At 36.7% G+C, this 12,650-nt stretch carries 9 protein-coding genes; 7 read left to right on the forward strand and 2 right to left on the reverse strand.

Going from position 1 to position 12,650, the window contains the following annotated elements:
- On the reverse strand, positions 1-1,783 hold a 1,783-nt coding region (locus Q0L29_RS03510), incomplete at its 3' end, for an efflux RND transporter permease subunit (protein ID WP_296619128.1).
- Positions 1,783-2,844 (reverse strand): efflux RND transporter periplasmic adaptor subunit, encoded by a 1,062-nt coding sequence (locus tag Q0L29_RS03515; protein WP_296619130.1) that lies wholly within the window; start codon positions 2,842-2,844, stop codon positions 1,783-1,785. The genes Q0L29_RS03515 and Q0L29_RS03510, both read right to left, overlap by 1 nt.
- Positions 2,845-3,427: 583 nt before the next feature.
- Between Q0L29_RS03515 and Q0L29_RS03520 the strand changes: the two genes are divergently transcribed.
- The 7 genes from Q0L29_RS03520 to prfB all read left to right on the forward strand — a co-directional run bounded on the left by Q0L29_RS03520 (position 3,428) and on the right by prfB (position 12,108).
- A complete protein-coding gene (locus Q0L29_RS03520) occupies positions 3,428-3,607 on the forward strand; it encodes a hypothetical protein (protein ID WP_296619131.1) in 180 nt (59 codons plus the stop codon).
- Between the two features lie 62 nt (positions 3,608-3,669).
- Positions 3,670-4,881: a hypothetical protein gene (locus tag Q0L29_RS03525; RefSeq protein WP_296619133.1), complete on the forward strand. Its 1,212-nt coding sequence runs from the start codon at positions 3,670-3,672 to the stop codon at positions 4,879-4,881.
- Complete coding sequence (locus tag Q0L29_RS03530) at positions 4,844-5,344, forward strand: hypothetical protein (protein WP_296619135.1); 501 nt, start codon at positions 4,844-4,846, stop codon at positions 5,342-5,344. Before Q0L29_RS03525 ends, Q0L29_RS03530 begins: the two co-directional genes overlap by 38 nt.
- Positions 5,345-5,672: 328 nt before the next feature.
- Positions 5,673-8,771, forward strand: coding sequence for an efflux RND transporter permease subunit (locus Q0L29_RS03535; RefSeq protein WP_296619136.1), 3,099 nt, complete (start codon positions 5,673-5,675; stop codon positions 8,769-8,771).
- Between the two features lie 232 nt (positions 8,772-9,003).
- Positions 9,004-9,552: a cob(I)yrinic acid a,c-diamide adenosyltransferase gene (locus tag Q0L29_RS03540; protein WP_296619141.1), complete on the forward strand. Its 549-nt coding sequence runs from the start codon at positions 9,004-9,006 to the stop codon at positions 9,550-9,552.
- A gap of 57 nt (positions 9,553-9,609) precedes the next feature.
- Positions 9,610-10,674: a branched-chain amino acid aminotransferase gene (locus tag Q0L29_RS03545; protein WP_296619143.1), complete on the forward strand. Its 1,065-nt coding sequence runs from the start codon at positions 9,610-9,612 to the stop codon at positions 10,672-10,674.
- A 341-nt stretch (positions 10,675-11,015) separates the two neighbouring features.
- A protein-coding gene (prfB, locus tag Q0L29_RS03550; RefSeq protein WP_296619145.1) for a peptide chain release factor 2 occupies positions 11,016-12,108 on the forward strand; the annotation gives its coding sequence in 2 pieces (ribosomal slippage) (positions 11,016-11,075 and positions 11,077-12,108; 1,092 coding nt in all).
- Positions 12,109-12,650: the final 542 nt, after the last annotated feature.

Genomic DNA, 12,650 nt, shown 5'->3' on the forward strand with positions numbered 1-12,650 from the left:
ATTGCGGAATGCCTGCGTCCGTTTCGCTAAATTGAAGTTGCTGATTCAAATTATCTAGTAATTCCTGACTGCGATTTGCATTTTCTATAACATCTATAGGTTCGTTCCAATTGATTTTAACTACTGCATCCGTTCTGGTAATTTCAGGCAATCCTTTTTGATCCATATTCCAAAATGCCCAAAGCCCAAGTGGGATGATCAGTAAAATAATAATAATGCTCAAGCCTTTGTTTCGAAATGACCAATGATGTGATTTTTCAAATCCGTTGACAATGCTTTTAAAAAATCGGCTATCCTCTTTCTTGAAATTCTTTTTCTTTTCAAAGAATAAGCGATAAAGTAAGGGAAGCAAAACAAAGGAAACGCCTAAAGAAACGGTCAAGATAATACCCACAGAAACGGCCTGATCGAAAAATAGCACTCCACTTACGCCACTTAAGAATATCAAGGGAACAAATACTGCCAAGGTAGTCAAAACCGAACTGATTAATGCTCCCTGCACTTCAGCAACTCCAGCCACACAGGCATCCAATAAATTGAGGCCTTCCATGCGTTTTCGGCTGATATTTTCCAATACGATAATGGCATTGTCAATCAGCATTCCCAAGCCTAAAGCCAAACCGCTTAAAGAAATGATATTGATGCTCAGTCCAAATATTTCAAAGAATAGAAATGATAAAATCAATGATAAAGGCAAACTGATTCCCATAATAACAGGCAGACGAAAGGAACCCATAAAAAGGAAGAGTACTCCAAAAGCAAACAATCCACCGAAGAGCAAACTACCTTGCAGGTTATTGATGCCTGCTTTCAGAAAAATGGATTGGTCTTGAGTAATGGCGATATCCAAAGTCGGATAATCCTTTTTGAACTGGGCAATAGATTTTTCAATTTCTGGCATTAATTCCGTCATCACCGCTTGTGGTTGCTTGTGGATATTCATCACTATACCTCTGTTTTGATTGAAAAAGTGGAAACCACTGACTTTTTCCTCAGCAGTTTTCACTTCTGCCAACTGATGAATCGGAATATATTTTTCTTCATTAATTTTAACGGGAATTTGCGCAATGTCTGCTGCATTATTCAACCTTCCCGCCATGCGCATATAATATTGGTATTGCCCATCTTTCACTTCCACTCCGCCCAATTCCTGATTGGCAGATTGGATAGCTTGTGAAATGGCTTCTATTTCTAATCCAGCTCTTTCTAAAGCTTTGAGATCGGGAATGATTTTGATTTGTTCATCTACTGTCCCGTTTAAATCGACCAAAGAAATACCTTCTATTTGCTCGATTCGCTTTTTAATAACATTTTCAGCCAGTCTGGAGCTTTCCACCATATTTGCAGCATCCTTGGGAACCAACTGGATTTTTGCAATCGGAATATCGGTATAATTAACTCTTATCACTCTCGGGCGGGACATATCAGCCGGAAACTGGTCTGTGAGACGGTCAATTTTTTCATTGACTTCCACAAAAGCCAGATCCATTCTTTGCCCATAGTCAAACCGTAAGCGCAACAAGCCATTTTCATTGGAAGCGGTCGATTGCAAATCGGATAATCCTTGCATGGTAGCCAAAGATTCCCTCATGGGTTTTAGGATGTTATTTTCAATGGCTTCCGGTGATGCATTGGCGTAATCCACTCGAATGGCCATTTCAGGCACATCAATATCAGGTAGAAGTGAAACGGGTCGGTTCAGCCATGCTAAAACACTCAATCCAATGAGCGCAACAAAAGTCATAATGACGGCTATGGGCCTTTGGATGAAATATCGGGTCATTAGTTATCCGAATTTTGAATGCTGATAGGGGCATCATGTGCCAATTGCAAATTGTTATTGGTAATCACGACCATTCCGGCCTTTATACCATCTGTGATTTCCACCATTTTGCCGTTATCATATCCGAATTCCACATAATTCCATTTGGCTAAATCTTTTTCTATGGAGAAAACCACAGGCTTACCGGAGCGTAATACCAAGCTGCTTTTGGGCACTTGCAATCTTTCTCCTTTTGGGATGCGGATTTCCACATCCACATTCATACCCGGCCATAGTTGTTGTTCACCTTTCACTAAAATATGCGTTTGCACCAACCCATTTTCATCTACTTTTGGGTTGATGCTGAAGACTTCTCCGATAAAACCTGCATCCATAGCGGGGTTACGAATTTCGGCTGGCATACCTTCTTTTAGATTCAAGGCTTCTGATTCCAGCAAATTGACTTCCACCAAAAGGCGATGATTAAATTGGGAATATAATTCATCACCTGTATTGATGTTTTTACCCCTGAAAGCTTTCACATCATATAAAGTACCTGAAAAAGGTGCTCGAATCACGGTTTTTTGCAGTGCTATTTTAGCTTCTTTTAGCTGAATGCTGTTTTCTTGCAAACCGCTTCCTATTTTTAATTTCTGATAGAGGCTGTCTTGTTCTGGATTTTCCTGAGCCATTAATTTCGGGAATCCTATTAGACTACTTTCGAATTCCAGTTTAGCTTTTTCATAATTTATTTCAGCAGATTGCAGTTTGAGTTGTGCTTCTTCAGGATTTAAACGGACTAAAACCTCGCCCTCTGAAACTTTCTGTCCTGATTTGATATTGGCTTGCTGAATAGTGCCGGAAGTTTCAGCTAAAACCTGCACATCCTTATGAGCTTTTACCTTGCCAGCGCTTTGAATTAATAAATAGAAAGGAGCAGAAATGGCCGTGTCAACCTTCACCATGGTATTGGGCGGGGTATTGCTCACATTCTCCGTTGCCGACTTTTCATCAATTTTATCCTCCGAACCGCAAGCCCAGAAGATGATTGGGATAAAGATTAAAAATAATTTTTTTGACATATCGATTTTGGTTCAAGCATAAAACTACTACTTTGGTAGTTTAGAATCAAAAGAAATCGGATTAAAACTAATGAAAATTTTCTTAGTGACTTAAGCAATTCACTATTCTATTATATGTAGAGTCTATATATGATTTTGTATGTAATATTTTAGAGGACTCTTAGCATTCCTCTAAAATTATTTTATTAGTAATGAGTCTTAAGTTCTTTCGTCAGTTATACTGATATTCCCGAAAATAAAATAGATATAATAATTTTTAATTTAGTTCAACTATATTTTTAATTTTAAAAATCTACGAATTTTCAAATAAACTTTTTTAGTTTTGAAAAAACTAATGTAATAAATTTTGTATTTCTGTTTTTTTTTTTGTTTTGTGCCATTAACTCAATATAACTATAAAATGTAGCACTTTATTCGAGATAGCTTCCGCTAGCAAAAGCTGTTTTGAGTAAAATCTGCAGAGTGAAAAAATTTGATTTGTACGTACCTTATGAGGCCTTTGGTAGTTCAAGCAAGGTTTGTTTTCATGATTTAGTGTATAGGGTTGATGTTTAATTTATTTTTAACCTTTAAATTTAGTAAGATGAAAAAGAAAATATTTTCAGTTTTAGCAGCGGCCTTTATGTTATTTGGCCTTGGTTATTCTTCATACGCAACAATGGATACAGGATGTTATTACAAAGATAAAAATTGTCTAGCATTTGGTAAGAGTAAATGTTCAGGTAGTGGCAGTGATTGCGGTCTTGAAACGGATTGTGCATAATTTTATATATTATAACTTAAATAGGGGTCAGCTAGACTCCTATTTTTATAAAATAAAAAAAAATGATAAAAACTACTTTAACACTATTAATATTTATTCTAGTAGTAGGGTGTAATTTTACATCATCAAATGAAGACCCTTGGAAGACTGAAGAAATTAAACAAGTATCTTATCCTGTAGATTTAACTTTAATAGATTCATTATCAATACCAATATCTGAAACAATTGACCCATTACAATCATCAGTAAAAATTTTTGAGTCAAATAACACCAATTATCTTTATTTTTTAAATCGCAAAACTTGGAAAATAGAGTTAATTAATATTGAGCCTGAAAAAAGCAGTATCTCAATTGAAATTAATAAAACTGGTCCAAATGTCGTACAGAATATTAAAGATATTTATATAAATAATTTGGATTCAATTTTAGTCATTGGGGGGGCAGGGAATATGAAAGTCTTGACAATGCTAAATAGAGAAGGCGAAGTATTAAAAAAATGGGATCTTAACGATATTCTCGATGATAAATTTGAAAGTTATTGGCTAACAGATTTTGAAATGTATCCATTTACATATGACAAAATGAGAAAGAGTGTTTATTTCTATTTGTATGAAGGTCCAATAGTAGAAAAAGAAACTCAATCATCAATTAAACAAATAGCGTTTAATTTAGAAAATGAAGAGGTTACAACTTTTGGACATCTACCGGCAGAATTTGATGATAAAAGTTTTTACCCATATTTTGGTATAGCTGCAGGTTTCACAAATGATAAGGTTTTAAATTATTTCCCAAGTCTTCGATATATTGTGAGTTATAATAAAGATAGTTTAAAAAATCCTAAGATTTTGGAATTTAATAGTAAACACACGCAGGGTTTAAATATTGCAGAAGATATTATAGGTTTTGATCCTGATAGTAAATCAGAAAGAAAGTTCTTAATTGAAAATGATAGCTATTTTAAAATGGTAAATGATCCAAATTCTGATCTTATTTTTAGATTTTTAAAGATGGGGCAGCCATTTTTAACACTTGATGGAAAGCAAAGAGATTTTTTAGATATTGATTTTAGTGTTCAAATTTTTAATTCTGACTTAGAGCTCTTGAAAGAAGTGGAATTTAAGAACGAAAATGATTTATTATTTCCGTTTTCCTTTGCTATTGGTAAGAAGCTTTACATTTCTAATAACAATCCTATGACCAAGAAATTCAATGAAGATCAATTTAAATTTAAGATTTATGAAGTATCATTTAGTGATAGTAATACTATTAATTAGTTTTTCATGCAATAATATTCAACAAGAAGACAACAAAGCCTTTGAAGGTTATAGTCATAAGGATTTAAGTTTGTCAATTAGGAAGTTTTTAAAATCTGAATTTAATCTGGAGATCCTTAATCAAGGCGGTAGGCAAATCATTTTTTTTGTCCCAGTGAGTGGATGCACTCCATGCATTGAAATTTCCTTAAAAACCTTAGATAGCCTAAAAGATGATTTTATTAATGTTAATGGAATACTAGTTTCCAGGTATCGCAAGGATTTTATTGGATATGATAATTATCTTTCCAGTGATAAATACTTCGTTTCCTCTGATGGTCAACATATGAATTTTAATCTGAATATAGGGTCGCCAATGGTTCTATTTTTTGATGATAAGAGTATAAATAAAATTTTATCAATTGACGAAGCAAATTATAAGTCAGTAATTGCGAAAGTGGAAAGCTACCTTCAAAAGGATTAATAATACGGAATACCTTAAGACAAGTAATCTATTCTTTATAGAATAATAATTTACATGAAATGAGCATAAATTTTAGAATCCTCAATATACCAACCGAGGATGAATAAAATATATTGAATTCCATGTGGCAGATTTAAAACAGTTATATACACATTAAACTATATTTCCAATATCCGATGATTAAAAGGTCTCAATAACTAGGCAGATAAAAGTCAAGTATAAGATTAGAGATTTCTATTCTTGGTTGAGGAGCTAGGGGTTTAGGTTTTAAAACCTAAAACCCTAGTTTCCTTCTTTCCAATCCCCCAATAATTCCTATCTTTACCGTATGACCCCATTTCGCATAATAATTGCTTTTTTAGTCGTCAGTTTAATGGGATTGGCGCTTATTCCCAAACTGTCGGTCAACCTGAACCCTACTTATCAGACGCCTGAGATCAGTCTGCAATTTAATGTGCGCAAGGCAGACCCTACGCAGGTGGAAAAACTGGCTACCGCTCCATTGGAAAATATTCTTTCTCAGCTGAGGGATTTAGATGAGCTTAATTCCCAATCTCGCTATGGAAGTGGAAATATCACTCTTCGATTTTCCAAAAATGCAGATTTAGCCTATAAACGCTTTGAAGTGGCTACTTTAATTCGACAGGTCTATCCGCAATTGGATGAAAAAGTGAGTTATCCCATTTTGCAAAGCAGTGGAGGAGATGATGAAACGGAAAACAAAACCATTTTGCGTTATACAGTCCGCGGACCTTTTGCTTCCTACAGAATCAAGGAAATTGCGCAGGAGTCCATTGTCAAGCCTTTGCAAAATATTGCAGGGATTGAAGCTTTGCCCGTTTATGGAGCCAATAATTTGCAAATCAGCATCAATTTCCATCCTAAGAAATTGGAAGCTTATGGTTTGAGTCCTGCTGATTTACGAACGACTTTACAGCAAAGCGGACAGTTGCGTTATCCGGGCCTGGCACAAAGTGCGGGCAATGAAAAATTTGTTTTAGTGCTTGATCAAAGGTTCTCGGACATTCAGCAGATAGGAGAATTAAAAATTACTCAGCCTGAATCAGGCAAGAGCTATCGCCTGAAAGATTTAGCTGATATTAATTTGGAGGAACAGGAAGCCAATAGTCACTACAGAATCAATGGTGAAAACTTTGTGACACTGGTAGTGGAAGCAAGGAAAGGCGTAAACCGCATTAACTTAGCCAGGGAAGTGAAGTCCAGGTTAAGTCAAATAGAAGATAATCTGGCGCAAGGCGTGGCACTGCGTTTAGTTTATGATGATACCGAATATCTGGAAAAAGAACTGGATAAACTCTACGAGCGCTCTATTCTTTCCATCAGCATTCTTATACTTTTTATATTTCTGATAAACCGCAATTGGAGATATCTTTTGGTGCTTTTTGCAGGTATTTTGGTCAATGTTTCTCTGGCTTTAATTGGGGTTTGGGCCTTGGATATCGAAATCCATCTCTATTCATTGGCGGGTTTGACCATTTCCTTTGGATTGATAGTCGATAATGCCATTGTCATGATCGACCATATCCATAAATACAAAAACCGTCATTTATTCTTGGCACTTTTGGCGGCTTCGTTAACGACTATTGCCGCTTTGCTTTTGGTTTTCCTATTGCCAGAACAGCAGAAAATGAACCTGGTGGATTTCTCCAAAGTGGTGGCTTTGCTGTTGGGTGTTTCTTTATTGGTGGCTTTGTTTTTTACTCCATCACTTTACACATTGCTGTTTACCGCTCAAAACCAGAAGCGAAAAGGTAATTCCTTGAAGCAGTTGCGTAGAAAGGTGCGCTGGTTTAACCGATATTCCAATGCCATTCATTGGTCGGCCAAATACCGTAAAGCCTTTTTTGTAGTGCTTTTACTGGCTTTTGGGGTACCAATTTTTATGCTTCCAGCTAAATGGGAAGATCATGAATGGTACAATAAAGTAATTGGTTCTGATATTTACCAAGATGATATTCGACCCATTTCCGATAAATGGCTGGGGGGAAGTTTGCGACTTTTTGTGCGTAATGTCTATGAGCGTTCCAGCTACAGACAAAATGAAAAAACAAGGCTTTATATCACTGGAAGATTGCCTTATGGCAATACACTGGAGCAGATGAATACCATTATGCAGGATTTTGAAGATTTCCTGCTCAAGCAAGAGGGAATTGATATCTTCACTACGCAAATCTATTCAGGGCAATACGGAAGAATTGAAATCATTTTTAAGGAAGAGTATGAAAAATCAGCTTTTCCTTATCAACTTAAAGCTCGACTTTCTTCCAGAAGTACGAATTGGAGCGGTGTAAACTGGAGCGTTTATGGAGTAGGGCAGGGCTTTTCAACAGGTTCTGGTGATAGAATCCCGTCTTTTAGAGTGGCTCTGAAAGGTTATAATTATTTCGAACTGGAAAATCAAGCGGATAAATTAGCTGAAATGTTATTAGAACATCCGCGCATACAAGAAGTAAACACCAATGAAAGGATGAGCTGGCGTGATCAGAAAAGCAAGGAATATATCATCCGCCCGGATTTGAAGGAATTGGCATTTCACAATATCAGCCTATCGGATTTTACCAATGCCATTCGAATGCATGCGCCAGCAAATGGAGCAACCGCATATTTGCCCATTAATGGGGAGCAATTTCCAGTGGTTTTGGCTTCAGCACAAGCGGATAATTTCAATAAATTTGCTTTAGAGCAATACAGCTTGGATTATGCTGGAAAAAGAATTCCCACCGGAAGTTTGAGCAAATTGCAACTGGAGAGCACGGTCAATGCTATCTATAAGGAAAATAGAAGCTATATAAGAGTTTTAAGCTTTGAATATTATGGTTCTTCTCGTTTTGGGAGTAAATATTTGGATGAGGTTTTGGGCACTTATGACCAAATCAAGCCATTGGGCTATAGCGCAGAAAAACAGACGTATAGCTGGGGCTCAAGTGATGCCAAGAAGCAATATTCCTTATTGCTATTATTGATAGTGGCTATATTCTTTATTTGCAGTATTTTGTTTGAGAGCTTTAAGCTACCATTTTATATTTTATTGCTAATTCCGCTCTCATTTATTGGCTTATTTCTCACTTTTGGCTGGTTTGAATTTTATTTCGACCAAGGCGGATATGCTGCTTTTGTGATGTTAGGCGGCTTAACCGTAAATGCTGGGATTTATATTTTGTATGATTTTAAAAACAGAAAAGTCCAAGATAGCAGAGGTTTCCTAAAATCAGTCAGTACCAAAGCTGCCCCGATTTTATTGACTATTTTTTCTACTTGCTTTGGCTTAATCCCATTCGTAATGAGCGGGCAAAATGAAGTGTTCTGGTTCTCTCTTGCCGTGGGTACTATAGGCGGATTAATTTTTTCCATGATAGGAGTGTTTTTCTTTTTTCCGTTGTTGGCGGTGAAGGTGTCTAAGTCTTGAGGTTCTGAAGTGTTGAGTTGGTGAAGCCTCTTAATCACCAATAGTTCAATCGTCCGCTTGGACTTTAGTTAGGATATGCCTATCTTGATTTGGCTTGTAGTGTTTTTCCATTTGTTTCTTATCATATTAATAATGTAAGCTCTTTTAACCTTCCATCAACTTCTAACCCGAAACCTCTAATTTCTTCCAGCCTTTTCCCCTATATTTGCCCTTCGACAAACGACTATAAAAAATGAAAATATATACTAAAGGCGGAGACAAAGGAAAGACCTCTTTATTGGGCGGTTCACGAGTATCGAAGGCGCATTTGCGCATAGATGCTTACGGCAATGTGGACGAGCTGAATTCATGGATGGGCGTATTGCGGGATTGTAAAGAAAACACTTCCCGCAACCTGCTTTTTATTGAAATTCAAGATCGATTATTTACTATAGGCTCACAGCTGGCAAAAGAGCCGGGCGGGAGCAAATTCCCCATTCCAGATATCTCAGAATCGGATGTAGAGCGATTGGAAAAGACGATAGATGAAATGAATGAAAGCCTTCCGCCTATGAAAAATTTCATTTTACCGGGTGGTCACCAACTGGTTTCTTTCACGCATGTGGCGCGTACCGTTTGCAGGCGAGCCGAAAGGGGGGTGGTAGCTCTGAAGGAACATGAAGAAGTCAATGATTTGATAATCACTTATTTAAACCGATTGTCCGACTACTTATTCATGCTTAGCCGTAAGCTAACGCAGGAATTGAATGCTAGCGAAGTGCCCTGGATACCCAAAAAGTAATTGGAAATAAGCCCTTTTTTTTGTACTTTCGTGCAATTTTAAATTAAACCGACCATCATGTTAGATACTTTAGATATTTCTGTTAGAAAAGTTCAAAATTCCCGCATCAATGAGGTGGATTTTAGCAATATCCCATTTGGGAGAGTTTATTCTGACCATATGTTTATTGCGGATTATGAAGATGGTCAATGGAGCGATTTAAGAATCGTACCTTATGAAAATCTTTCTATGGCTCCTGCTTCAAGTGTTATTCATTATGGGCAGTCTGTTTTTGAGGGCTTAAAAGCTTATAAAAATAGCAATGGAGAAGCAGTAGTTTTCCGTCCTGAGGCTAATGCTAAAAGATTGAATAAATCTGCAGAAAGAATGTGCATCCCGGAAGTGCCGGAAGAATTATTCATTCAGGCCATGACTGAATTATTGAAGTTAGATAAGGATTGGATTCCAAATAGAGAAAATACAGCATTATATATTCGTCCTTATGTTTTTGCTATGGATGATTATATCGGCATCAAGCCATCTGAAAAATATAGATTTATGATTATCACTTGCCCGGTTGGTGCTTATTATAGTGAGCCGGTAAAAGTGAAAATCGAAACAGAATTTACCAGGGCAGCTAAAGGCGGTACAGGTTATGCGAAAGCAGCCGGTAATTATGCGGGCTCTTTATATCCGGCAAAATTAGCGCAGAAACAAGGTTATCACCAATTGGTTTGGACAGATGCCACAGAGCACAAGTATATTGAAGAATCAGGGACTATGAACATTATGTTCGTGATCAATGATACTTTAATTACACCAGAAGCTAGTTCTACTATTTTGAGAGGAATTACCAGAGATTCTGTTTTAACCTTAGCCAGAGATTGGGGGATGAAAGTGGAGGAAAGAAGAATTAGTATAAATGAAGTAATTGAAGCAGCCAAAAATGGTACTTTGCAAGATGCTTTTGGTGCTGGGACAGCTGCAACTATCGCACATATTGCTTTGATTGGTCATGATGGAGTAGACTATAAATTGCCTCCCATTGAAGAAAGAGAATTTTCGAATAAAGTATTAAAAGCAATGGATGCCATTAAATTAGGCGAAACAGAAGACAAATTCGATTGGATCTATAAGATTTAACTTATATCAAAAATATTGAATTTGCCGTATGATGAATGATTATACGGCTTTTTTTTAGCCCCCTAACCCCCAAAGGGGGAAAACGCACAGATTTATGTAAACAGAAAACAAAAAATCTTATCACTATTTTATCAATTCGAAAAAAGAAATTTCAATAAAGTGATAATAAATCAAATTATTAGTAAATGTAATTTCATGCACATTATTTCCCCGTTGGAGGTTAGGGGGATTTTGAGCGGACCACAGGGGTGTTGATTGCATCAGATAAGATTAAGTTAAATGGTAGAAGAAGTACTAAATACTGAAGATTATTATATTTAAAAACATAAAACAAAGTCCTAATGACTAGTGACGATTTAAAAGACTTAAAGGCCCGAGTGGAAGCACTTCGGGGATATCTTTGACTACGAAAAGAAAGTAGAAGAAATTAAAGAACTGGAACTGGTATCAGCCCAGCCTGATTTCTGGAATGATTCAGATGAGGCGGAAAAGACCATGAAAGTCATTCAAAGCTTAAGGGAATGGACCAAACATTTCGAAGAGCTAAGTGAATTATATGGTGAGGTTGAAACCTACTATGAATTCCTTGAGATGGGAGAATCCACAGAGGAGGAAGTAGCCAAAGCCTATAGAAAAGCCCTCAAAAAAACCGAGGAACTGGAATTGAAAAAAATGCTCTCTTCAGATGAAGACCAGTTTTCTGCTATGTTGCAAATCACTCCAGGAGCGGGCGGTACGGAAAGTAATGATTGGGCAGGCATCCTGATGAGAATGTACATCATGTGGGGAGAAGCCAATGGTTATAAAGTGAAGGAAATTGATTTTCAGGAAGGTGATGTAGCAGGTGTGAAATCCGTTACCTTGGAATTTGACGGTCCACAGGCTTACGGATTCTTGAAATCTGAAAATGGTGTGCACCGATTGGTTCGTATTTCCCCTTTCGACAGTGGAGGAAGAAGACATACTTCTTTTGCTTCGGTTTATGTATATCCTGTAGTGGATGACACCATTGAGATTGATATCCATCCAAATGATATTGAATTACATACTTCTCGTTCAGGTGGTGCAGGTGGACAAAATGTGAACAAGGTGGAAACCAAAGTGCAGTTGACCCATAAACCAACAGGCATAGTGGTTATTTGCCAGGCGAACAGAACGCAGTTAGGCAATAGGGAAGAAGCCATGAAAATGTTGAAATCCCAACTCTATCAGATTGAGATTGAAAAAAGAAGTGCGGAAAGAAGCGAGATAGAAGCTGGTAAAAAGAAAATCGACTTTGGTTCTCAGATCAGAAACTATGTCTTGCATCCTTATAAATTAATTAAAGATGCCAGAACAGGAGTGGAAAGAACTGATGTTCAGAATGTATTGGATGGGGATTTGAATGATTATATCAAAGCTTACTTGATGGGTGGAGATGAGAAGATGGAGTGAGATTTTTAGAGTCTAGAAGCTAGACTTATTATTTTATGAGGTATTCTTAACATTCGAGATAGAATCAATAATTTTTAGGTAGGCTTCATAATGTCACCCTTACAGGGCTTTGGTCATCTGTTTTTTGTAGAATTACCATAATTTTGTCCCTCTGGGACTTTACTTCAAAGAGTAAGCTTAATTATATTAATCACCATATGATGTTTAGTTATAAAAGAGGCTTTTTATAACAGGCTTTTTTGCTCCATCGATTGAAATTATTCTAGGTATAATAATGCTTCCCCTTCAGGGCTTGGATGTTTTGCTTTTAGCAAAGTTACCATAATATCGTTGCTCTGGAACTTAAAGTTACTTCACGGGAGAGTCATCTTAATAACAACCTTTGGGACTTTAAGACTACATATAAACCTGAGTTCGATTCTAATTTAGGATTCAGAACGCCTGTAAATAGTGAGTTTCAACTAAAAATTCTGAAGCAATAGCGGGCTATTGTAAGGAATTTTTAGGAAGAAAATCGCTGTTTAGAGGTGGGATAGGAAAAG

The sequence above is a fragment of the Marivirga sp. genome (assembly GCF_024636815.1).
Lineage (GTDB): Bacteria > Bacteroidota > Bacteroidia > Cytophagales > Cyclobacteriaceae > Marivirga.